This is a genomic window from Acidovorax sp. KNOB132, from assembly GCF_057541515.1.
Genome location: NZ_BAAJYT010000048.1, coordinates 1 through 22,573 on the forward strand (window position 1 = coordinate 1; position 22,573 = coordinate 22,573).

Sequence of the window (22,573 nt, forward strand, 5' to 3'; positions counted from 1 at the left end):
CCCCCGCTCCTGCGCCCAGCCCCGCGCCTGCGGCAACCGGCGGCGAGGACGACATGGCCTTCATCTGGCCATCGTCGGGTTCTCTCGTGGCGGGTTTCGACGAGGCCCGCAATAAGGGTTATGACATCGGCGGCAAGGCGGGCGACCCCGTGCTCGCCTCCGCGGATGGACGGGTCGTCTATGCCGGCGCCGGCCTGCGTGGCTACGGCAATCTCGTGATCCTCAAGCACAACAACACCTACCTGACGGCCTACGCCCACAACCAGACCCTGCTGGTGAAGGAAGACCAGACGGTGCGCCGCGGCCAGAAGATCGCCGAAATGGGCAGTTCCGACACCGACCGGGTGAAGCTGCACTTCGAGATCCGCCGCCAGGGCAAGCCGGTCGATCCGTCCCGCTACCTGCCGGCGCGTTGAACACGCTGCCGTCCGGCCCCGGCCTGCTCCCCGAGGGGGAGGCCGGCACCGAAGACCTGGAGGAGGGCGGCGAAGCCTCGCAGGAGATTCGCCAGTTCGCCATTGGCGAGGCGCAGCACGGTGAGCGCCTGGACCGGGCGCTCGCCGATCAGGTGCCCGAGTTTTCGCGCAGCTATCTGCAGCAATTGCTGGCCCAGGGAGGCGTTCTGCTCAACGGGCAGGCCGCGGCCAAGCCTGCAGCCCGCGTCAAGGCGGGCGATGTGGTGGCGGTGGAACTGCGGCCCACCCAGCAGAGCCAGGCCTTCCGGCCGGAGTCCATGCCCATCGACGTGGTGTTCGAGGATGCGCACCTGCTGGTGATCCACAAGCCTGCGGGGCTCGTCGTTCACCCCGCGCCCGGCAACTGGAGCGGGACCTTGCTCAACGGCCTGCTGGCCCGCGATCCCAAGGCGCTGCTGGTGCCCCGGGCGGGCATCGTTCACCGGCTCGACAAGGACACGAGCGGGTTGATGGTCGTGGCGCGCGAGCGGGGCGTCATGGATGCGCTGGTGCGCATGATCGCCGCCCGCGAAGTGAGCCGGCAGTACCTCGCCATCGGCCACCGCCCCTGGAGCGGGCCGGAGCAGCGCGTGGTCGAGGGAAGCATCGGCCGCGACCCGCGCAATCGCCTGCGCATGGCCGTGGTGGACCTGGCCACGCAGTCGGGCAAGCCCGCGCGCACGGACATTGCCCTGCTCGACAGCGTCGATCCGGTCTGCTTCGTGCGCTGCACGCTGCACACCGGGCGCACGCACCAGATCCGGGTGCACATGGCCTCGCTTCGCCATCCCCTGGTGGGCGATGCCTTGTACGGCGGAGAAGCGGCGGGGGGGCTCGCGCGCCAGGCGCTGCACGCGTACCGGCTGGCTTTCGCCCATCCCATGACGGGTGAGCCGATGGAGTTCCATGCGCCTCTGCCACAGGACATGGAAAACGCCTTGGATTTTTGGGGCCTGCGCTACAATCGCGCCTAGCGGCTGTACCAGCCGACTCGCCCGCATGGACACACTGCAGGGCTGGGAACAGCACCAAGGTCTTTGCGTGCGGTCCCGCTGAACGAACCCTTTGACAGGCATGGCGCCCTTTTCGACACGTGGCGTCTCTTTCCCCGCAATTGCTGAACCATGAATACGGTGGACGCCAAACGGGTCCTTGAAACCGCGCTGATCTGCGCTCCGCAACCGGCGACCCTGCGCGAGTTGCGCACGCTCTTCAACGACGCTCTCGGAACCGATACCCTGAAAACCATCCTGCTGGAACTCCAGCAGGACTGGGCATTGCGGGGCGTGGAGCTCGTGCAGGTCGCGACGGGCTGGCGTTTCCAGAGCCGCCCTGAAATGCGCGAGTACCTGGACCGGCTGCATCCGGAAAAACCGCCGCGCTACACCCGGGCCACCCTGGAAACGCTGGCCATCATTGCCTACCGGCAGCCGGTGACGCGCGGCGACATCGAGGACATCCGCGGTGTTACCGTGAACAGCCTGATCATCAAGCAGCTGGAAGACCGGGGCTGGGTGGAGGTCATCGGGCACCGCGAAACCGTGGGCCGGCCCGCCCTGTTCGCCACCACGCGGCAGTTTCTGGACGACCTCGGGCTGCAGTCGCTCGACCAGTTGCCCGTGATGGAAAATCCGGCCGTGCAGGCCAGCGTGCTCGAAGCACTGGGTTCTGGTGGCACCTTGCCGCTCGACGCACCTGCCGAGCCGGCGCCGGGGGATCACCCCCCTGTGGCAGAGGCGGTGCCTTCGGTGCCGCAGGGCTCCGAAACGGAGCCGGTCACCGGCCCATCCACAGAAGACACGCCGCGCCCATCCGACGAAGAAGACGTGCTGGCCCCCTCGCACGAGAAGCCAAAAGACGCCGATAACGGCACACCAGAGAGTCTCCCATGAACGATCCCATTTCAGAACCTGCCGACGACCAGCCCGCGTTGCCCGCCGAGGCAGACGCCAGCGTGAAGAAGCCCGCGGCCCGCAAGCCGCCCCGCAAGAAGGCGCCAAAGGCGTCCGACGCGGCAGCAGGCCAGCCGGTGGAGGCTTCTGCCGAGTCAGCGCAGGATGCCGAGGCTGTCGCTGCACCGGCCGGGACGGCGGTGGAGGCTGCCCCTGCGCCAGTGCGGACTGAGCCCGCTTCACCCAGATCGGAACGTTCTTCGGGGCCTCGCCCGGCCGCGGGGGCGCGTACCACACCGGGCTATCAGTTCGCCGACGTGGTGTCCGGCCGCCTGGATGAGGACGAGACGGCCGCCGACGCAGTGCCAGCGCGTCGCGTCCTGCTGCCGCAGGTGGAAACGCCCAAGCTGCACAAGGTGCTGGCCCAGGCGGGGCTGGGCTCGCGCCTGGAAATGGAGCAATTGATACTGGAAGGCCGGATTTCGGTCAACAACGAGCCGGCGCACATCGGCCAACGCGTGCAGTTCGGCGATCAGGTGAAGGTGAATGGCCGGCCCATTCGCTACCGCATCGATCCCCCTCCGGCCCGGGTCATCGCGTACCACAAGCCAGCGGGCGAAGTGGTGACGCACGACGATCCCCAGAACCGGCCCACCGTGTTTCGCAAGCTGCCGCGGCTCGCCCACGGAAAGTGGCAGTCCGTGGGGCGGCTGGACCTGAACACCGAGGGCTTGCTGCTGTTCACCAGTTCGGGCGAGTTGGCCAACCAGTTGATGCACCCCCGCTTTGGCCTGGAGCGTGAATATGCCGTGCGGGTGCTGGGCGCACTCAGCAACGAAGAAAAGCAGCGGTTGCTTGACGGCGTGCAGCTCGACGACGGCATGGCTTCGTTCGGCTCCATCGAGGATGGCGGCGGCGAAGGCTCCAACTGCTGGTATCGCGTGACCATCTCCGAAGGCCGCAACCGTGAGGTCCGGCGCATGCTGGAGGCCGTGGGCCATGCGGTCAGCCGGCTCATCCGCATCCGCTACGGCGCGATGATGCTGCCCCGCGGGCTCAAGCGCGGCGCGTGGCTGGAACTGGACGAGCGCGATATCCGCGCGCTCATGCAGGCCGTGGGTGGTGGCAACAAGGCCCCCAGAGAGACGGTCGAGGCACCTGCCGGACCTGCGGACCGCAAGAGCGGCTTGCGCCGTGGCGGGCCCCGTGGTCGCAACAATGGCGCGCCGCGCGATGCGGCTGCGCCATCTTCTGCGCGCAAGCCGGGCTATGGATCTGGCGCAGGGCGCGGCAAGGACGGCGCACCCGGTGGGCGCCAGGGCGGCGGTGGCGGCGCTGGCAGCCAGCCGGATCCGATGAAGACGTCGGTGGGCTACATCGGCACGGACAGCTTGTCGCGCTACCGGCAGGACCAGAAACGCAACGGCCCGCCGCGCCGCGGCGGTCGCTGAGCCTTCGCGCCTTGGGGAATTAATCCGCCCAGTTAGAATCGAGGGCTTTGTCCGCAGGGCGAAAAATTCAAATAGATCAACCACTCTCCAGGAAAATCAACATGGCTATCGAACGCACCCTCTCCATCATCAAGCCCGACGCAGTGGCCAAGAACGTCATCGGCCAAATTTACGCCCGCTTCGAAGCCGCTGGCCTGAAGGTGGTCGCAGCACGCATGGCCCACCTGTCGCGCCTGGAAGCCGAACAGTTCTACGGCGTGCACAAGGAGCGTCCTTTCTTCAAGGACCTGGTGGACTTCATGATCTCCGGTCCGGTGATGATCCAGGCCCTGGAAGGCGAGAACGCCATCCTGAAGAACCGCGAACTCATGGGCGCCACCGACCCCAAGAAGGCAGAAGCCGGCACGATCCGCGCTGACTTCGCAGACAGCATCGATGCCAACGCCGTGCACGGTTCCGACGCCGTGGAAACCGCTCAGGCAGAAGTGGCTTTCTTCTTCCCTGGCCTCAACATCTACTCGCGCTGATATGCAATCCACCCTTGCGCCGGAGCGCTGCCCAGGCCGCGCGCACAGCGCAGGGGGCGGTGATCGACGTGAACAGCCTTCGCTCCGATGACCACCAATCTCCTTGACTTCGACCTCGACGGTCTGGCTGCGTTTTGCGAGCAGCTGGGGGAGAAGCGTTTTCGGGCGACCCAATTGTTCCGCTGGATTCACCAGCGGGGCGCGCACGATTTCGACCAGATGAGCGATCTGGCGAAGTCGCTGCGGGAAAAACTAAAGTCCTGCGCCCATGTGCAGGCATTGCCGGTGGTGAGCGAGCATGTCTCGACGGACGGCACGGTCAAGTGGCTGTTCGACGTGGGTGACGGCAATGCGGTCGAAACCGTGTTCATTCCAGAGGATGACCGGGGCACCCTGTGCATTTCTTCCCAGGCCGGATGCGCCGTGGGATGCCGTTTCTGCTCTACCGGACACCAAGGTTTCAGCCGCAACCTGATCACAGGCGAGATCATTGCCCAGTTGTGGTTCGCGGAGCATGCGCTGCGCCGAAGGCTGGGCAGCGAAGAACGCATCATCTCCAACGTCGTGATGATGGGCATGGGTGAGCCGCTGCAGAATTACACCGCGCTCGTGCCCGCGTTGCGTGCCATGCTGGACGATCACGGCTACGGCCTGTCCCGGCGCCGCGTGACGGTGTCGACCTCGGGCGTCGTTCCCATGATGGATCGGCTTTCCCAGGACTGCCCCGTCGCACTCGCCGTTTCGCTGCACGCGCCCAACGATCCGCTGCGTGACAACCTGGTACCGCTCAATCGCAAGTACCCATTGCAGGAGCTTCTGGATGCCTGCCAGCGCTATCTGGCGCATGCGCCGCGCGATTTCATCACCTTCGAATATTGCATGCTCGATGGCGTGAACGACCAGGCAGAACATGCCCGGCAACTCATCGATCTGGTGCGACCCCGCCATGGGCAGGGTGTTCGCTGCAAGTTCAACCTGATTCCATTCAATCCCTTTCCCGCTTCCGGCCTCCACCGATCGACCCCGCAGCAAGTTGCGGTTTTCGCAAAGTTGTTGAGTGATGCGGGTATCGTTACGACCGTGCGCAAAACGCGTGGCGACGATATCGACGCCGCGTGCGGCCAACTGGCGGGAGATGTGAAAGACCGCACCCGGGCCGCCGAGCGCATGGCCAAGCAGCGCACCATCGTGCTCAAGCCTGTGATGTGATTTTCGGTGCGGCGTGATCCCCCATGGGCCCGCCATCTCGGAGAACGCCGTGACGGGCAAAGGGGTGAAGCGATGCCGCCATTGGGATTTTCAAATCACCTTTTCCGGAAGCTGGCGCATGGCACGCATTGCCCTTAAGCAGGAAGGATCTACATGACGAGATCGGTCGCGGTTGTTGAGCGGCATGCCCGATGGGCGATGGCCTTGTGCCTTGCCGCAGTCGGGTTGGCGGGCTTGAGTGGGTGCGCGGCGCCTGGCGGCTCGAATGCTTCGTCTGGCAGTGCGGAGTACGTCACGCCATCGGAAGAGACGGAAACCCGCCGCCGCGCCAGGCTCCGGTTGGAACTGGCTGCCAATTATCTCGAGATGGGCCAGACCACGGTGGCGCTGGACGAAGTGCGCCAATCGCTGACCACCGACCCGTCGTACGGCGATGCCTACAACCTGCGCGGGCTGATTTATCTGCGCCTGGGGGATCTGCCGCTGGCGGAAGAGAGCTTTCGCCGTGCACTCGGCTTTCACCCGTCCGAGCCTAACCTGCTGCACAACTATGGCTGGCTTTTGTGCCAGCAGCAGAAGTACGCGGAAAGCCAGCAGTATTTCGAGCGGGCCCTGGCCAGCCGGACCTATACCGCTCGCAGCAAAACGCTCATGGCCCAAGGCCTTTGCCAGGAGCGTGCCGGGCAGATCGCAGAAGCCGAGCAGACATTGCTCAAGGCGTATGAACTGGATGCGGGCAACCCTGTGGTGGGATACAACCTGTCGTCGCTCATGTTTCGCCGCGGTGAAATCAAGCGTGCGCAGTTCTACATTCGCCGCCTGAACAACAGCGAGTTCGCCAATGCGGAATCGCTTTGGCTGGGCATCAAGATCGAGCGGGCGTTGAGTGATTCGGTGGCGATGCGGCAGCTCGCCGAACAACTGCGCAAGCGTTTTCCTGACTCCAAAGAATTGATGGCATATGACCGAGGGGCGTTCAATGAATGAGCCGGTGGTGGGGCACGAGGGACAGTCTGTGGACAGTGAAGTCTCGCCAACCCAGGACAGCGTGGCTGCGGGCCTGATGCTGCGTCAAGCCCGCGAATCCGCAGGTGTGCACATCGCGGCGCTGGCCGTGGCCCTCAAGGTGCCGGTGCACAAGCTGGAAGCCTTGGAAGCGGGTTATTTCGAGGTTTTTCCGGACGTGGTTTTTGTGCGTGCCCTGGCCTCCAGCATGTGCCGCACGCTCAAGGTGGATCCTGCGCCCGTGCTGGCGCTGCTGCCGCGCAATGACCCGCCTGCACTGTCGGCGCACCGAGGCATCAACGCATCGTTCAAGCCTGGCAGCGGCCAGTTGGCGTCGTCTTCCAACGGGTCGGGTTCCCGCACCGCCATCTTCGCGGTGATCGTGTTGCTGGTCGGTGCTGCTGCCGTGCTGCTGTGGCCCCATCGGCCCGATGGCGTGGCCGGAAATGAAACAGTGGCGGTGACAGGCACGGCCCCGGAAGCCGAAGGGACCAAAGGGGCCGATCCTGCCAGTCCCGCCCAGCCAGTGACTGCACTTTCGGCTCCAGCCCCGTCGGCTTCTGTGCCATCTTCCATGGCAAGCCCATCGGGCGTATCGCCTGCGGCGACGGCTGCAGTGGCCGCGCCTGAGGCCCCGGCATCTGCACCGGCAGGTAGTCCGGATGCCGCCCTGGTCATTCGCACGCGCGGAGAATCGTGGGTTCAGGTGCGCGGTGCGGCGGGAGCCACCGTCCTTCAGCGTGTCCTGGCGGCCGGCGAGAGCGTGACGGTTCCGGGAACCCCTCCATGGTCCGTGGTCATCGGCAAGGCCGACGTCACCGAAGTGGTCGTCCACGGCAAGCCTTTGGAGCTCAAAGGCGTTTCGCGCGAAAACGTTGCCCGATTTGAGGTGAAACCGTGAATCATTTCTTGACCCCCACTTTTCCGATCGCGATGGCGGCGCCCCAGCCGCGACGCTCGCGGCAAGCCCGAATCACATGGGGCTCGCGTGTTGTCACGGTGGGTGGAGACGCACCCGTTCGCGTGCAATCCATGACCAATACCGACACCGTTGATGCAATTGGCACTGCGATACAGATCAAGGAACTGGCGCAGGCCGGCTCCGAGTTCGTCCGGATCACCGTGAACACGCCCGAAGCGGCTGCGGCGGTTCCCTATATCCGTGAACAGCTCGATCGCATGGGCGAAACCGTTCCGCTGGTGGGCGACTTCCATTACAACGGGCATCGGCTGCTGACCGAATACCCCGATTGCGCCCAGGCGCTGTCCAAGTACCGCATCAACCCCGGCAATGTCGGCAAGGGCGACAAGCGCGACCGCCAGTTCGGCCAGATGATCGATGCGGCCATGCGCTGGGACAAGGCCGTGCGAATCGGTGTCAACTGGGGCAGTCTCGACCAGGAATTGCTCGCCGAGCTCATGGATGCCAACAATCGACGGCCGTCTCCTTGGGATGCGCGGCAGGTCATGTATGAAGCGCTGATCACTTCGGCCATCGAATCGGCAAAGCGCGCCGAGGAAATGGGTCTGGATGGCAACCAGATCATCCTCTCGTGCAAGGTCAGCGGAGTGCAGGATCTGGTGTCCGTTTACCGTGAGTTGGCAAAGCGCTGCGACTACGCTTTGCACCTGGGCCTGACCGAAGCGGGCATGGGCACCAAGGGAACCGTGGCATCCACCACGGCCTTGTCGATTCTTTTGCAGGAAGGCATCGGCGACACCATCCGCGTCTCCCTCACGCCGCAGCCTGGCGAGGCCCGCACCCAGGAAGTCGTCGTGGCTTCCGAAATTTTGCAGGCGCTGGGGTTGCGCATGTTCGTGCCCAGCGTGACCGCTTGCCCTGGTTGCGGGCGCACGACCAGCACCACCTTTCAGGAATTGGCCAAGCAGATCGATGACTTTCTGCGGTCGCAGATGCCGGTCTGGCGACTCAAATACCCCGGGGTCGAAAAGATCAAAGTGGCAGTGATGGGCTGCATCGTGAACGGCCCGGGTGAAAGCAAGCACGCCGACATCGGCATCAGCTTGCCAGGCACCGGAGAGGCCCCAGCCGCGCCCGTCTTCATCGACGGAGAGAAGGCCTTGACCCTGCGCGGCGACAATATCGCGCAGGAGTTCCAGCAACTCGTCGAACGCTACATCGCTGACCGCTTCAGCACGGCGGTCGCTGCTTCTTGATCTGAATTGAAAGCCGCCTTCCGAGCCTGCGCATGCGCAGGCCGCTGCTGGCGCGCCAGTCACTTAACCCATTGATGCATTCCGTGAGCAACAAGACAAGCAATCCTCTGCCAAAGACCGGCAAATTGGTGGCCGTCAAAGGCATGAACGATATTCTTCCCACTGACTCGGCGCGCTGGGAATGGCTGGAAGACAAGGTGCGGGCACTCATGGCCCGATATGCCTATCGCAATGTGCGAACGCCCATCGTCGAACCGACGGCGCTGTTCGTGCGTGGCTTGGGCGAAGTGACCGATATCGTCGAAAAGGAAATGTATTCGTTCGAGGACCGTTTGAACGGCGAGCATCTGACGCTGCGTCCCGAGGCGACGGCAGGCGTTGTTCGTGCCGCAGCGGAGCATTCGATGCTGTACGACGGCGGCAAACGCCTGTACTACATGGGTCCGATGTTCCGCCATGAGCGTCCCCAGCGGGGCCGATACCGGCAGTTTCATCAGATCGGTGCCGAAGCCATGGGTTTCCATGGCGCTGAGGTCGACGCCGAGCTGATCCTGCTGGCGGATGCGCTTTGGAAGGAACTGGGCCTGAAAGACGTTCGCCTGGAACTCAACAGCCTTGGGCAACCTGAAGAGCGCAAAGCCCACCGCGCTGCACTCATCGCCTATCTGGAAGGCCATTCCGAGCTCTTGGACGAGGATGCTCGCCGCCGCCTGCACAGCAATCCCCTGCGCATCCTGGATACGAAGAATCCAGCCATGCAGAGCTTGGTGCAAGCGGCCCCCAAGCTCCTGGACTACCTTGGCGAAGAATCCAGGCGCCACTTCGATACCGTCAAGGCCATCCTCGATGCGAATGGCGTGGCCTGGACCGTCAATCCGCGCCTGGTCCGGGGCATGGACTACTACAACCTCACGGTCTTTGAGTTCGTGACGGAGCAACTCGGCTCCCAAGGCACCATTTGCGGCGGGGGGCGCTACGACTATCTCTTCGAGCAAATTGGGGGCAAGCCCGCGCCGGCGGTGGGATGGGCCCTCGGAGTCGAGCGTGTGCTGGAACTCGTCAAAGAGCAAGAAGCGGCCCCACCCATGCTGGTGGCCGATGCCTATGCCATCGTGCCGGACGAGAAGTCGTTGCCCGCAGTCATGGCCGTGCTGCAGCAGTTGCGGGCCTTGGGTGTGAGCGTGCAGATGCACAGCCCTGCGGTTCGGGGCGAAGGCATGGGCAGCATGAAATCGCAGTTCAAGAAGGCCGATGCCAGCGGCTGCAGGCATGCATTGATCTTTGGTTCCGACGAGCTTGCGCGATCGGCCGTGACGATCAAACCACTGCGGGAAGGCGGGGGTGACCAAGTGGAGCGGGCGCTCGATGCGCTGCCCGACTGGGCGCCCACTCTACAATCCCCCCCGCTAACAGAGACCCTACATGGCAAATCACCTCGATCTTGAAGAACAAGAGCAGCTTGACCAACTCAAGCATTTCTGGAACACCTGGGGCACGCTGATCAGTGGCATCCTGGTGTTGGTTTTCGGCGCGTTTGCGGCATGGAACGGATACCAGTATTGGCAGAACCGACAGGCGGCACAAGCCGCTGCGCTATCCGATGCCGTGGAAACGGCTGCGCAGGCAAAAGACACCGCGCGCTTGGAGCAGGCTTTCGGCGACCTCAAATCGCGGTATGGCGGTACGACAAAGGCGGGGCAAGCCGGTCTTCTGGTGGCCAAAAGCTTGGTGGAAAGCGGCAATCCAGACGGTGCCAAGGCGGCCCTGGCTTGGGTTGCCGACAATGCTTCGGATGCGGGCTACAAAGCACTGGCCAGACTGCGACTTGCCAGCCTGCTGATGGACCAAAAGGCATACGACGAAGCGCTGAAGCAGTTGTCTGGAAGTTTTCCTGCAGAGTTCGATGCCTTGGTTGCGGACCGCAAGGGCGACGCATTGGCGCTGCTGGACAAGAAGTCGGAAGCCATCGCTGAATACCAGCGTGCCTACAAATCGCTGGAAGAAGGCATGGAGTACCGCCGCTTGGTCGAGGTGAAGCTCCATGCCCTGGGTGTGCAGCCACAACTCGTGGCCTCGGCAGCGGCTGCAGGAGACTCCAAATGATGCGCAGTCACATGGGTTTCCGTGCAATGCGTTTGGGCACGCCACGCGCAGCGGTCGCTGCCGTGGCAACGGCGTGCTTTCTCCTGGCCGGCTGCTCCCTGTGGAGCGGTCCCTCAAAGCCGAAGCCGGCTGAGTTGGGTGCAAACGTGCCGGTGATCGGCGTGCGTCAGGCGTGGACGTCGAAAGTGGGCGGCATCGGTCGCCTGCCGCTGGATGTGCATGTCAATGGCAACACAGTGACGGTGGCTTCTTCGGATGGCGTGGTCGCTGCCGTCGATGCGCGCACCGGCGGTGATGTCTGGCGAGCCAGCCTTGGCACGCCTTTGTCTGCTGGTGTGGGCAGCGACGGCAAGTGGGCCGCTGTGGTTTCCGTTGATAACCAGTTGATTGCCTTGTCCGATGGCCGCGAGATCTGGCGCAAGCCGCTGTCCGCGCAAGCGTACACAGCGCCGTTGGTTGCGGGCAATCGCATCTTTGTCTTGGCGGCCGATCGGTCCGTTTCTGCGTTTGATGCTGCTACGGGGCTTCGTTTGTGGAATCAACCCAGGCCGGGAGAGCCTTTGGTGTTGCGCCAGTCGGGTGTATTGACGGCGGTGGGCGACACGCTGGTCGCGGGACTGGCGGGCCGGATGGTCGGATTCAATCCCGACAATGGCACGGTACGTTGGGAAGCGCCGCTGGCCAGCCCCAGAGGAACCAATGACGTCGAGCGGCTGGTTGAATTGGTCGGCCGCACCAGCCGCGAGGGCGACAGTGTTTGTGCCCGTGCTTTTGTGTCCACGGTGGGCTGTGTGAACACGGTGCGAGGTACCGTGGCCTGGACACAGCCGGCCAACGGAACGGAAGGCATTCACGGCGATGACACCACGATTTTCGGCACGGAGAGCAATGGCGTGGTGGTTGCCTGGCGGCGTGCCGATGGCTCGCGCGCTTGGTCTTCGGACCGACTTCAATACCGCCGCTTGACCGCACCGCTGTTGCTTGGCAGGTCGGTCGTCGTCGGAGATGACACGGGTTTGGTGCACCTGCTTTCGCGTGAAGATGGTTCACCGCTGAATCGGATGACCACGGATGGTTCGGGCATCGCTGCAGCGCCGGTGTCGGCCGGGGGCACTCTGGTAGTCGTAACGCGCAATGGCGGCGTTTACGGCTTTCGCCCGGATTGACGGGTTGATCTGGATGAAACCAGTCATCGCTTTGGTCGGTCGCCCCAATGTGGGGAAATCCACACTCTTCAACCGGCTGACGAAATCGAGAGATGCGATCGTTGCCGACTTTGCAGGCTTGACGCGTGACCGGCACTACGGGAACGGAAAGCAGGGCAAGCACGAGTACATCGTGATCGACACCGGAGGCTTCGAGCCCGATGCCGCCAGCGGCATCTACCGCGAGATGGCCAAGCAGACGCAGCAGGCCGTTGCTGAGGCCGATGTCGTCATCTTTGTTGTCGATGCCCGCGCCGGGCTTTCTGCTCAGGACCATGACATCGCCAACTACCTGCGGCGCCTGGGCAAGCCCTGCCTCCTTGTCGGCAACAAGGCCGAGGGAATGCGCGAGGGGGTGCAGCTCGTCGAGTTCTATGAGTTGGGGTTGGGCGAGATCTATCCCATTTCAGCAGCCCACGGACAGGGTATTCGCAGCTTGGTTGAGTTGGCTCTGGAGCCTCTGCACTTGCCGGATCCGGACGAAGACGCGGAAGCCGAAGACAAGAGCGTGGTCAAGCTTGCGGTAGCTGGTCGCCCGAATGTCGGTAAGTCCACCCTGATCAATACGTGGCTGGGCGAGGAGCGCTTGGTGGCATTCGATATGCCAGGGACCACGCGGGACGCCATTTCCGTTCCTTTCGAGCGCAATGGCCAGCGTTTTGAGCTGGTCGACACCGCAGGCTTGCGTCGAAAAGGCAAGGTGTTCGAAGCCATCGAGAAGTTCTCGGTGGTGAAGACACTGCAAGCCATTGAGTCTGCCAATGTGGTGCTTCTCGTCCTCGATGCGACACAGGGGGTCACCGACCAGGATGCGCACATCGCTGGATACATTCTTGAAAGTGGCCGCGCGGTGGTCTTGGCGGTCAACAAATGGGATGCCATGGACGACTACGGTCGCCAGCTGCTGGAGCGCTCCATCGAGACGCGGTTGTCGTTCCTCAAGTTTGCGTCGTTGCATTTCATTTCGGCAAAGAAGCGCCAGGGGTTGGGCCCTTTGTGGACATCCATCGTGCAGGCCCAGAAAGCGGCGATGTGCAAGATGTCCACGCCCGTATTGACGCGGTTGTTGCTGGAGGCGGTGCAGTTCCAGGCACCCAAGCGTTCTGGCATGTTCCGGCCAAAGTTGCGATACGCCCACCAAGGCGGCATGAATCCGCCTGTCATCGTGGTTCATGGCAATTCGTTGGAGCATGTCACGGAAGCGTACAAGCGCTTCCTAGAAGGCCGTTTCCGCAAAGAGTTCGATCTGGTCGGGACCCCCCTTCGCATCGAGTTGAAGACGTCGCACAATCCCTTCACCGACAAGGGTGACCACTAGCCCAGCGCTTGCGAGGGGTTTCGTCGGTTTTCCTTCGATACCCTTGCAGCTGTGGTAAGGTGCCGCTTTACAACAATATTCCTGAACACGGAGAATATCGTGAGCAACAAAGGCCAACTTCTTCAAGATCCCTTCCTGAACGCGCTCCGTCGCGAGCATGTACCCGTTTCGATTTACCTCGTGAACGGCATCAAGCTTCAGGGCCAGATCGAATCATTTGACCAATACGTGGTGCTGCTACGTAACACGGTCACCCAGATGGTCTACAAACACGCCATCTCCACCATCGTCCCTGGTCGCGCTGTCAACTTCTCCACGGCTGAAGCGCCCGACGCCGAGGCCGGTAACTCTTGAACGAAGGTGGTATGCCCGACGGGCATGTAGCGAACACGCCTTTGGGCGGATCGTCTTGAGTTCATACGATACGCCTGACTCGCCGAAGACGTCAGTCATCTTGGTTGGCGTTGATTTTGGTTTGCCCCATTTCGACGGTGAGTTGGAAGAGTTGGGTCTGCTTGCTCAGACGGCGGGCTTGAATCCAGTGGCTCGAATCACCTGCAAGCGCAAAGCCCCTGATGCCGCCTTGTTTGTAGGCAGTGGCAAGGCGGACGAGATCCGGCTGCTCGCGCAGATGCATCAGGCAGTGGAAGTGCTGTTCGACCAGGCCTTGAGTCCGGCGCAACAACGCAATCTCGAACGGCATCTGGATCTTCCAGTCAATGATCGAACGTTGTTGATCTTGGAAATCTTTGCCCAGCGTGCCAGAAGCCATGAGGGCAAGCTGCAGGTAGAGTTGGCAAAACTCCAATACCTGAGCACTAGGCTTGTCCGACGCTGGTCCCATCTGGAGCGTCAGCGTGGGGGCATTGGAGCCCGGGGTGGGCCCGGCGAAACCCAGATCGAGCTTGATCGAAGAATGATCGGTGAGTCGATCAAGCGCACGCGCGAAAGACTCGAAAAGGTCAAGCGTCAGCGCTCCACACAGCGACGCCAGCGCGAGCGCCGGGATACCTTCAACATATCGTTGGTGGGGTACACGAATGCCGGTAAATCCACACTGTTCAATGCACTGGTAAAAGCGCGAGCGTACGCCGCAGATCAGCTGTTTGCCACATTGGATACGACGACTCGCCAACTCTATCTTGCAGAGGCAGGGCGATCGGTGTCTTTGTCGGACACCGTGGGATTCATTCGTGATCTTCCCCATGGACTGATTGATGCGTTCCAGGCCACTCTCCAGGAGGCAGTGGATGCAGATCTTTTGCTGCATGTGGTGGATGCATCGAATCCCAACTTTCCAGAGCAAATTGCGGAAGTCCAGCGGGTGCTCTCTGAAATCGGCGCTGCGAACGTGCCCCAGATACTGGTCTTCAACAAGCTGGACATGTTGTCGCCCGACCAACGGCCGGAAGTCCTGAATGACATCTACGACATGCAAGGTACCCCCGTTCAGCGGTTCTTCCTGAGTGCTGGCTCTGGAGAAGGGCTTCCTTCCTTGAGGCGCGGATTGTCGGACAGCGTGCCCAAGGCCCAGCCGACATCCATGACCCTAGGTGCCGATGCTGAATTGCCTCCAGACAGTGCCTGATTGGGCACAATGCCGCTTTGTTCACGTATTCAGAGAAACAGAGATTTTGCGAATGAATCCTCAAAGCCGTACCCCGCGCTGGGCCATATTGCCTGAGCGCATCCGGGGAATGTTGAATCTGAATGACCCCCGGTGGGGTCGTGGCGATGATAAGAACGATGGCGCGGGAAACTCCGATTCGGAGCGTCCTCCATCTACGCCTCCATCGGGTAATCGAGGACGTGACAAAAATACGGCCGGTCAGCCTCCTGACCTGGATGAACTCTGGCGTGACCTCAATCGCAAGCTGGGCGGTCTGTTTGGTGGGAAGCAGGGTGGAGGCCGCAGTCCTTCAGGCGGGGGTTTCCAGCCAGATATGAAAAATGCGGGTTTCGGCGTCGGCTTGATTGCTGCAATTGCGGTGCTCATCTGGCTTGGGACCGGTTTTTTCATTGTGCAGGAAGGTCAGCAGGCCGTCATAACGCAGTTCGGGAAATACAAGAGCACGGTGAATGCCGGTTTCAACTGGCGGTTGCCTTATCCAATTCAGCGTCACGAGCTCGTTTTCGTGACGCAGATTCGGTCTGCTGATGTCGGTCGGGATGTGGTGATCAAAAGCACTGGCTTACGTGAATCGGCAATGCTGACTGAAGACGAAAATATCGTCGAAATCAAATTTGCTGTGCAATATCGTTTGAACGATGCCAGGGCTTGGTTGTTTGAGAGCCGTAACCCAGCAGATGCCGTGGTGCAAGCAGCCGAAACAGCGGTGCGGGAGATCGTCGGCAAGATGCGGATGGACACCGCCTTGGCTGAAGAGCGAGATCAAATTGCGCCAAGGGTGCGTACCCTCATGCAGACGATCTTGGATCGCTACAAGGTTGGTGTAGAGGTCGTGGGCATCAATTTGCAGCAGGGGGGAGTGCGTCCTCCTGAGCAAGTACAGGCAGCTTTCGATGATGTTCTGAAAGCGGGGCAGGAGAGAGAGCGGGCCAAGAACGAAGCTCAAGCGTATGCCAACGATGTCATTCCCCGCGCGGTCGGGTCTGCCTCTCGGTTGGCTGAAGAAGCTGCAGCTTACAAGTCGCGGATTGTGGCTCAGTCTCAAGGCGATGCGCAGCGGTTCAGTTCGCTGCTTGCCGAATATCAAAAGGCGCCTCAGGTGACAAGGGACCGCCTGTACATTGAATCAATGCAGCAGATCTACACGAACGTCACCAAAGTGCTGGTGGAGTCCCGTCAAGGGTCGAATCTCCTATACCTGCCCTTGGACAAGATCATGCAGGGTGTCGCACAGACTGGTGCTGCAGCCTCGAATGATTCCTTGCCGCCAGCAGCGGCGTCGTCTGCTGTTCCGCCTTCGGGAACTGCTTCCACATTCCCCGCTGACCCCCGTGCTCGGGACTCCAGCCGTACGCGTGAGCGCGAGTCTCGATAGGAGCGCATTGTGAACAGAGTCGGATTTTTTGTTTCCACTGTCTTGGTTTTGCTCGCTCTTTTGAGTTCGACCTTGTTTGTAGTGGACCAGCGCCAATTCGGTGTGGTCTACCAGCTTGGACAGATCAAAGAGGTGATTACAGAGCCAGGTCTGAACTTCAAGATGCCTCCACCTTTTCAAAATGTGCGATACATCGACAAGCGGTTGCTCACACTGGATAGCACTGATACCGAATCGATGCTCACTGCAGAAAAGCAGCGGGTTGTAATTGACTGGTATGTACGCTGGAGGATCTCCGATCCATCTGCTTACATTCGCAACGTTGGTCTTGATGAGAATTCTGGAGCTTTGCAGTTGAATCGGGTCGTGCGCAACGCCTTCCAAGAAGAGGTCAACAGGCGGACAGTCAAAGAACTGTTGTCTCTTAAGCGCGATGCATTGATGTCGGACGTGAAGCGCGAGGTGCTGGAGGTTGTTCAAGGTGCCAAGCCTTGGGGCGTTGACGTCGTTGATGTGCGCATCACTCGGGTTGACTATGTTGAAGCCATTACGGAATCCGTCTACCGTCGTATGGAGGCGGAGCGGAAGAGGGTGGCCAATGAACTGCGGTCCACAGGGGCTGCAGAAGGCGAAAAAAATTCGTGCTGATGCGGACCGTCAGCGCGAAGTCGCCATCGCCAATGCCTATAGAGATGCGCAGAAGGTGAAGGGCGAAGGTGATGCAGAAGCCGCTCGTGTTTATGCAGAGGCGTTTGGACGTGACCCTCAATTCGCGCAGTTCTATCGTAGCCTGGAAGCCTACAAGTCAAGCTTCAATAAGAAGAGTGATGTCATGGTTGTAGACCCGTCCTCCACTGAATTTTTCAAAGCTTTCCGTGGCGGTGTGGCCAGTCCTGGTGCTGCACCTTCCCCCACTACACGCAAGTAGAAGACACGGATAGCGCGCTCTCGCTGGGCGCGCTTACTTTTTTGTGAATTCTGACACTGCTGTCTTGGCGCAGCACGTGTTCCGTCGATCCATTGCCTCGATGGCGCGTGCATTTGAGCGCTTGGTCAGTTCGCAGCGCTCTGTGGAGGCAGTCACTGCTGACTGTCATGCCGGTAGAATCGCGTTTTTTAACAGCCTCCCACTTTCCATGTCTGCCTGGGTCCTGCCGGATCACATTGCCGATGTCTTGCCCTCCGAGGCTCGCCACATCGAAGAACTACGTCGCGGGCTGATAGACACCGCTCAAGGCTACGGCTACGAGCTAGTCATGCCTCCCTTGATGGAGCACCTGGAATCATTGCTGACGGGCACGGGCGAGGCGCTCGACCTTCAGACCTTCAAACTGGTGGATCAGCTGTCGGGACGCTCCTTGGGCGTACGTGCGGACATGACACAGCAGGTTGCCCGAATTGATGCCCATTTGCTTAACCGCAAAGGTGTCACGCGGCTTTGTTATTGCGGGCCTGTGCTGCATACGAGGCCCGATCGCCCCCATGCTACGAGAGAGCCGCTGCAGTTTGGTGCTGAAATTTATGGTCACGCTGGTCTAGAAGCTGATCAAGAGGCGGTTTTGCTGGCGTTGCACTGTCTGCGTGTGGCTGAAGTTCGTGATACCAGCGTGGATTTGGCTGATGTGCGCATCGTGCGGCGCCTTCTCGCTGACCTCTCTTTGGATGCGCTAACGGTACGCAGAGTCCATGCCGCACTTGCTGCCAAGGATGCGAGCGAATTGGCAAGTCTCACGCGCAGCTTTCCTTCCGCATCGCGTGATGGGCTGAATGCGCTACTGAAGTTATATGGTGACGTTTCTGTTTTGGACGAGGCGCAAAAAGCGCTTCATCACGTTCCCGGCGTAGACGAAATATTGTCCAACTTACGATCTTTGGCCGCTCACCTTGTAGGGTCCAGCGTCACATTCGATTTGGCGGACTTGAGGGGATACGCCTACTACAGCGGAACTCGCTTCACCATCTATGCCAAGGGGGCAAGCGATGCTGTGGTTCGTGGTGGTCGGTACGATGAGGTTGGAGCGGTGTTTGGCCGCAACCGGCCGGCAGCCGGGTTTAGTTTGGACATCAAACAATTGGTAGGAGTCGTCTCCCCACGGGCGTTGAAGACTGCTATCAGGGCTCCGTGGATACAAGATCCCGGAGTGAATGAGGCCGTTGCCGATTTGCGAAGCCGCGGTGAAACCGTTGTGTGCGTTTTTCCTGGTAATGAGAGCGAGTTCGACGAGTTTCGTTACGACCGAGAGTTGGCCAAAGTTGCTGACCGTTGGATCGTAAAAGTTATCTGAAGCATTAGCTATATTGAATCGGGTTTGAAATGAAAGCAACCAAAGGTCGAAACGTAGTCGTTGTAGGCACCCAATGGGGTGATGAAGGCAAGGGAAAGCTAGTGGATTGGCTTACTGAAAGCGCCCAAGGCGTTGTTCGTTTCCAAGGCGGCCACAATGCAGGCCACACTTTGGTCATCAATGGCGTCAAGACGGCATTGCACCTGATTCCAAGCGGCATCATGCGGCCGGGCGTCAAATGCTACATCGGCAATGGTGTCGTACTGTCGGTTGCGAAGTTGTTTGAAGAAATAAAAGGCTTGGAAAAAGCTGGGGTCGAGGTTCGATCGCGCCTTCGAGTAAGCGAAGCCTGCCCACTCATTTTACCTTTTCACGTAGCCATCGACGTGGCCCGTGAGGCTGCGCGCGAGCACCAGGGGACCGAAAAAATAGGAACAACAGGTCGTGGCATTGGTCCTGCTTACGAAGACAAAATTGCTCGACGCGCACTTCGTGTCCAAGACCTGAAGTATCCAGCCCGTTTTGCTGAAAAGCTGCGTGAGTTGCTGGCACTGCATAACCATGTTTTAAAGACTTTTTTAAACTCCGGCTCTTTTGTTTTTGGCGAGTCGTTGGCACCCTATTTGGTTGACGGAGAAGTGCAATTCAATACGGTCTTCGACGAGGCTATGCAACATGCGAAACTGCTTGGTCCCATGATTGCAGATGTATCTAGCGAATTGAATGCCGCCCATGTAGCGGGAGCCAATTTGCTTTTTGAGGGTGCACAGGGAACCTTGCTGGATGTCGACCATGGCACTTACCCCTATGTGACATCCAGCAATTGTGTCGCTGGCAATGCTGCTGCGGGATCTGGCGTGGGGCCCAACCTGCTTCACTATGTTTTGGGCATCACCAAAGCCTATTGCACGCGGGTTGGAGGAGGTCCTTTCCCCACGGAGCTGGATTGGGAGGTTCCTGGTACACCGGGTTATCACATGAGCACGGTAGGCGCGGAAAAAGGCGTCACTACAGGCCGCAGTCGCCGTTGTGGTTGGTTCGATGCAGCACTTTTGAAGCGAAGTGCTCAAGTCAATGGACTGACAGGGCTTTGTATTACGAAGCTGGACGTGTTAGATGGGTTGTCGGAACTCATGCTTTGCACAGGGTATGAGCTTGATGGAGCACATATCGAAATTTTACCGATGGGTGCAGAGGAGATTTCCCGCTGCACTCCCATTTATGAGTCGATTCCCGGCTGGGCTGAATCGACTGTGGGGGTGACAAGATATGAAGAGCTACCTGCTAATGCGAGAAGGTATTTGGAGCGAATTGAGGAGGTGACTGGGGTTCCAATTGCTATGATTTCCACAAGTCCTGATCGAGATCACACCATTACATTGCATAACCCATACTTGGTAAGTTGAAATTTACTAGTTAGTCACTGTGTGAGGTTGGTGCGTGAATCAGGAGTACTGAATGTTAACGGAAGACGGTAAGCATCTATATGTGAGTTATGATGAATATCATGGCTTAATTGAAAAATTGGCACTTAAGATTCACCAGTCTGGTTGGGAGTTTGATACGATTTTGTGTCTCGCCCGTGGCGGGTTGCGTCCTGGTGATATTTTGAGTCGAATATTTAGCAAGCCGCTTGCAATCATGTCCACTAGTTCATATCGCGCAGAAGCGGGGACAATTCAAGGGCACTTGGATATAGCGAGATTTATCACTACACCAAAAGGCGAAATCGCAGGTAAGGTACTTTTGGTAGATGATTTGGCTGATTCTGGGCATACTTTGAATGCGGTTATAGAATTGCTGAAGACTCAATATGCTCCCATTGTGGAGTTGCGGAGTGCTGTAATTTGGACTAAGGCAATTTCAAGCTTTACCTCGGATTATTCCGTTGAATTTTTGCCTACTAATCCTTGGATTCATCAGCCTTTTGAGGGGTATGATAATTTGAGTCCTGAGAAATTAATGGATAAATGGCGATTGTGATTTTGGCTGCAACCTATATAAAGAGTTTTCTAGGGAAGCTCTGCAGAAAGCACGCACGAACGTGCTGATGCCCTGAGCCAGTTGGAATGCGATGCGGCCAACCTGATTTATCTCAGCTCCGGTGCCTGTGGCACGAACTGGCGGCCTGAATGGCCGGTTTGGCGAACTGCGGGCGCACTCATGCCGATGCTCCCAGCAGTTTGCGCCGCACCATCCAGAGATTGGCCAGCGCAAACAGCGTGTGCAACTGTGCGGTGTTCTTGCCCAGCCCTTGGTAGCACACCTTGATGTGGCCGAACTGGCGCTTGATCACTCGGAAAGGGTGCTCCACCCGCGCCCGAATGCTGGCCTTCACGCGCGCCAGTTTCCCGGTCAGGGCCTCGATCGGTTTGGCCGGGTCGAGCAGGCGACGTTTGCCGGGCCGCATGGCGATGTGCCAATTCACGTCGCGCCTGGCATCTGGGCGTTGACCCGCGCCTTGGTAGCCGGCATCGGCATAGACATCCCGGTCGCTTGCGCGCACCAGACGGTTGGCCTCGATCACATCATTGACCGCGCCACTGGTGCCGCGCACGGTATGCACCAGGCCCGAGTCGGCGTCCACTCCGATATGGCACTTCATACCGAAGTACCACTGCGGTCCCTTGCGGCTTTGTTTCATCTCCGGGTCGCGCTCTCCGCTGCTGTTCTTGGTTGAGCTGGGTGCTGCGATCAAGGTGGCATCCACCACCGTGCCGCTCTTGAGCATCACGCCCTTGGCGCTGAGCAGATCGTTGACGGTCTGCAGGATTTGCGCAGCCAATTTGTGCGTCTCCAGCACATGCCGGAACCGAAGGATCGTGCTCTCTCGTCGGGCAGCCGCTCGTCCCAGCCTTCCAGGCCCGCGAACTCGCGGAATACCGGCATGTCGTGCAGCGCTTCTTCCATCGCCGGGTCGCTCAGCGCGAACCACTGCTGCATGAAATGGATACGCAACATGGTCTCGCACGGGAACGGAGGACGCCCCCGCTTGCCTTCGGGTAGGTACGGCGACACCAGGGCCACCAGTTCGGCCCACGGTACGACCTTCTCCATCTCATCCAGGAATTCCCGCCGCCGCGTTCGCTTCGCCGTCATTCCCAAGCCCAGGCTGTGTTGCTTCATTACCCGTATCGTCTCAGTGCTTCACGCCGGTGCCAAGGATGCCGTTGATGTTGCCCCCGTATTCCCGGCCCCGTCCTATTCGCAATAAAGCGCCTGATCCACCGATGGCTCCAGTCGCACGCGGGCGGCCTGCTGGCGCCTGAATTCACGAGGTGAATGCATTTTCAGCGACGAATGCGGGTGCACCTCGTTAAAGTGCTCGAAGGCCGCTGGTAGCTGTGCCAGCACCGTCCGAGCGTCTCGCAGGTTCATGCGGGCCACGTAGTCTCGTTTGAAGGTGTTGACGAAGCTCTCGGCGATGCCATTGCTCTGCGGGCTGCAGACGGGCGTGTGGATGGGTTTCAGGCCCAACGCGCGTGCCAGCGCCCTTGTTTCGGCGGCGATGTAGGCCCCGCCGTTGTCGCTGAGGAACTCCAACTGCTGGCCTGCCGGCACCGCCTCCACCGCGCCGAAGCGACGCTCGACGGCTTCGATGAGCATCTCGCGCACCGGCTCGCCGGGCAGCCCCTTGCCTTCCCAGGCCCGCCAGGCCATGACCTCACGGTCGCAGCAGTCCTTCGTGAAGGTGGCCGTCACGGTCTGGCCGGAGTCACACTTGATTTCCAAGCCGTCGGAGCACCATCGCAAGTCGCTGCGCGAGACCGCCACACGGCCCTCATGGGGGCGTGCGGACTGGCGTCGGCGTGGTGCCTTGGGCAGCAGCAGGCCGGCTTCTGCCATCACGCGGTAAACGCGCTTGGCATTGACCCTGGACGCGGCCCGCGCAGCGCGTTGGCGATTGACCAAGGCACAGGCACGCCGGTAGCCGTAGCTG

General features: G+C 60.3%; 21 protein-coding genes and 1 pseudogene. 20 read left to right on the top strand and 2 right to left on the bottom strand.

Annotated features, from left to right (window positions below; translation table 11 throughout):
• From AC27IO_RS09465 to AC27IO_RS09560, 20 genes and pseudogenes are all read left to right on the top strand, one after another.
• On the top strand, positions 1-416 hold a 416-nt coding region (locus AC27IO_RS09465; RefSeq protein ID WP_498738637.1), incomplete at its 5' end, for a peptidoglycan DD-metalloendopeptidase family protein.
• Entirely contained in the window at positions 413-1,429 is a 1,017-nt protein-coding gene (locus AC27IO_RS09470) for an RluA family pseudouridine synthase (RefSeq protein WP_498738639.1), read from the top strand. The genes AC27IO_RS09465 and AC27IO_RS09470, both read left to right, overlap by 4 nt.
• Positions 1,430-1,579: 150 nt before the next feature.
• Positions 1,580-2,347: an SMC-Scp complex subunit ScpB gene (scpB, locus tag AC27IO_RS09475; RefSeq protein ID WP_317359790.1), complete on the top strand. Its 768-nt coding sequence runs from the start codon at positions 1,580-1,582 to the stop codon at positions 2,345-2,347.
• Positions 2,344-3,798, top strand: coding sequence for a pseudouridine synthase (locus tag AC27IO_RS09480; protein WP_498738641.1), 1,455 nt, complete (start codon positions 2,344-2,346; stop codon positions 3,796-3,798). Before scpB ends, AC27IO_RS09480 begins: the two co-directional genes overlap by 4 nt.
• A gap of 101 nt (positions 3,799-3,899) precedes the next feature.
• Entirely contained in the window at positions 3,900-4,325 is a 426-nt protein-coding gene (gene ndk, locus AC27IO_RS09485; protein ID WP_272568219.1) for a nucleoside-diphosphate kinase, read from the top strand.
• Between the two features lie 87 nt (positions 4,326-4,412).
• Complete coding sequence (gene rlmN / locus AC27IO_RS09490) at positions 4,413-5,534, top strand: dual-specificity RNA methyltransferase RlmN (RefSeq protein ID WP_498738644.1); 1,122 nt, start codon at positions 4,413-4,415, stop codon at positions 5,532-5,534.
• A 153-nt stretch (positions 5,535-5,687) separates the two neighbouring features.
• Positions 5,688-6,521, top strand: a complete 834-nt coding sequence (pilW, locus tag AC27IO_RS09495; protein WP_284430212.1) for a type IV pilus biogenesis/stability protein PilW — start codon at positions 5,688-5,690, stop codon at positions 6,519-6,521.
• Positions 6,514-7,440, top strand: coding sequence for a helix-turn-helix domain-containing protein (locus AC27IO_RS09500; protein WP_498738646.1), 927 nt, complete (start codon positions 6,514-6,516; stop codon positions 7,438-7,440). Before pilW ends, AC27IO_RS09500 begins: the two co-directional genes overlap by 8 nt.
• A gap of 32 nt (positions 7,441-7,472) precedes the next feature.
• Entirely contained in the window at positions 7,473-8,717 is a 1,245-nt protein-coding gene (gene ispG, locus AC27IO_RS09505; RefSeq protein WP_284402501.1) for a flavodoxin-dependent (E)-4-hydroxy-3-methylbut-2-enyl-diphosphate synthase, read from the top strand.
• Positions 8,718-8,860: 143 nt separating this feature from the next.
• Positions 8,861-10,162: a histidine--tRNA ligase gene (hisS, locus tag AC27IO_RS09510; protein WP_498738659.1), complete on the top strand. Its 1,302-nt coding sequence runs from the start codon at positions 8,861-8,863 to the stop codon at positions 10,160-10,162.
• On the top strand, positions 10,140-10,820 hold the full coding sequence (locus AC27IO_RS09515) for a YfgM family protein (RefSeq protein WP_498738648.1): 681 nt from the start codon (positions 10,140-10,142) through the stop codon (positions 10,818-10,820). The genes hisS and AC27IO_RS09515 overlap by 23 nt, the downstream gene beginning before the upstream one ends.
• A gap of 26 nt (positions 10,821-10,846) precedes the next feature.
• On the top strand, positions 10,847-11,986 hold the full coding sequence (bamB, locus tag AC27IO_RS09520; protein ID WP_487113171.1) for an outer membrane protein assembly factor BamB: 1,140 nt from the start codon (positions 10,847-10,849) through the stop codon (positions 11,984-11,986).
• Between the two features lie 13 nt (positions 11,987-11,999).
• Positions 12,000-13,343, top strand: coding sequence for a ribosome biogenesis GTPase Der (gene der, locus AC27IO_RS09525; RefSeq protein WP_272568223.1), 1,344 nt, complete (start codon positions 12,000-12,002; stop codon positions 13,341-13,343).
• 99 nt (positions 13,344-13,442) lie between these two features.
• A complete protein-coding gene (hfq, locus tag AC27IO_RS09530) occupies positions 13,443-13,697 on the top strand; it encodes an RNA chaperone Hfq (protein WP_272568224.1) in 255 nt (84 codons plus the stop codon).
• Between the two features lie 55 nt (positions 13,698-13,752).
• Positions 13,753-14,931: a GTPase HflX gene (hflX, locus tag AC27IO_RS09535; RefSeq protein WP_498738651.1), complete on the top strand. Its 1,179-nt coding sequence runs from the start codon at positions 13,753-13,755 to the stop codon at positions 14,929-14,931.
• Between the two features lie 52 nt (positions 14,932-14,983).
• Positions 14,984-16,348 (top strand): FtsH protease activity modulator HflK, encoded by a 1,365-nt coding sequence (gene hflK, locus AC27IO_RS09540; protein ID WP_498738653.1) that lies wholly within the window; start codon positions 14,984-14,986, stop codon positions 16,346-16,348.
• Between the two features lie 9 nt (positions 16,349-16,357).
• Positions 16,358-17,276, top strand: a pseudogene (gene hflC / locus AC27IO_RS09545) (protease modulator HflC).
• Positions 17,277-17,484: 208 nt separating this feature from the next.
• Positions 17,485-18,633 carry an ATP phosphoribosyltransferase regulatory subunit gene (locus AC27IO_RS09550; protein ID WP_487089011.1) on the top strand — a complete coding sequence of 383 codons (1,149 nt, stop codon included), beginning with the start codon at positions 17,485-17,487 and terminating at the stop codon, positions 18,631-18,633.
• A gap of 29 nt (positions 18,634-18,662) precedes the next feature.
• Positions 18,663-20,039, top strand: coding sequence for an adenylosuccinate synthase (locus AC27IO_RS09555; protein WP_317359810.1), 1,377 nt, complete (start codon positions 18,663-18,665; stop codon positions 20,037-20,039).
• A gap of 52 nt (positions 20,040-20,091) precedes the next feature.
• A complete protein-coding gene (locus AC27IO_RS09560; RefSeq protein ID WP_284430222.1) occupies positions 20,092-20,616 on the top strand; it encodes a phosphoribosyltransferase in 525 nt (174 codons plus the stop codon).
• A gap of 178 nt (positions 20,617-20,794) precedes the next feature.
• Here AC27IO_RS09560 and AC27IO_RS09565 read toward each other — a convergent pair.
• Together AC27IO_RS09565 and AC27IO_RS09570 are read right to left on the bottom strand one after the other, a co-directional pair.
• A protein-coding gene (locus AC27IO_RS09565) for an IS5 family transposase (RefSeq protein WP_498738655.1) occupies positions 20,795-21,759 on the bottom strand; the annotation gives its coding sequence in 2 pieces (ribosomal slippage) (positions 20,795-21,463 and positions 21,466-21,759; 963 coding nt in all).
• 75 nt (positions 21,760-21,834) lie between these two features.
• On the bottom strand, positions 21,835-22,573 hold a 739-nt coding region (locus tag AC27IO_RS09570), incomplete at its 5' end, for an IS3 family transposase (RefSeq protein WP_498738657.1).

Excerpts from the sequence above, each read along its gene's own strand:
- AC27IO_RS09500 (WP_498738646.1), top strand. The coding sequence starts at position 6,514 with ATGAATGAGCCGGTGGTGGGGCACGAGGGACAGTCTGTGGACAGTGAA.
- pilW (WP_284430212.1), top strand. The coding sequence starts at position 5,688 with ATGACGAGATCGGTCGCGGTTGTTGAGCGGCATGCCCGATGGGCGATG.
- scpB (WP_317359790.1), top strand. The coding sequence starts at position 1,580 with ATGAATACGGTGGACGCCAAACGGGTCCTTGAAACCGCGCTGATCTGC.
- AC27IO_RS09560 (WP_284430222.1), top strand. The coding sequence starts at position 20,092 with ATGTTAACGGAAGACGGTAAGCATCTATATGTGAGTTATGATGAATAT.
- AC27IO_RS09480 (WP_498738641.1), top strand. The coding sequence starts at position 2,344 with ATGAACGATCCCATTTCAGAACCTGCCGACGACCAGCCCGCGTTGCCC.
- ispG (WP_284402501.1), top strand. The coding sequence starts at position 7,473 with ATGGCGGCGCCCCAGCCGCGACGCTCGCGGCAAGCCCGAATCACATGG.
- AC27IO_RS09555 (WP_317359810.1), top strand. The coding sequence starts at position 18,663 with ATGAAAGCAACCAAAGGTCGAAACGTAGTCGTTGTAGGCACCCAATGG.
- AC27IO_RS09550 (WP_487089011.1), top strand. The coding sequence starts at position 17,485 with ATGTCTGCCTGGGTCCTGCCGGATCACATTGCCGATGTCTTGCCCTCC.
- rlmN (WP_498738644.1), top strand. The coding sequence starts at position 4,413 with ATGACCACCAATCTCCTTGACTTCGACCTCGACGGTCTGGCTGCGTTT.
- hisS (WP_498738659.1), top strand. The coding sequence starts at position 8,861 with ATGAACGATATTCTTCCCACTGACTCGGCGCGCTGGGAATGGCTGGAA.
- bamB (WP_487113171.1), top strand. The coding sequence starts at position 10,847 with ATGCGTTTGGGCACGCCACGCGCAGCGGTCGCTGCCGTGGCAACGGCG.
- AC27IO_RS09515 (WP_498738648.1), top strand. The coding sequence starts at position 10,140 with ATGGCAAATCACCTCGATCTTGAAGAACAAGAGCAGCTTGACCAACTC.
- ndk (WP_272568219.1), top strand. The coding sequence starts at position 3,900 with ATGGCTATCGAACGCACCCTCTCCATCATCAAGCCCGACGCAGTGGCC.
- der (WP_272568223.1), top strand. The coding sequence starts at position 12,000 with ATGAAACCAGTCATCGCTTTGGTCGGTCGCCCCAATGTGGGGAAATCC.
- hflK (WP_498738653.1), top strand. The coding sequence starts at position 14,984 with ATGAATCCTCAAAGCCGTACCCCGCGCTGGGCCATATTGCCTGAGCGC.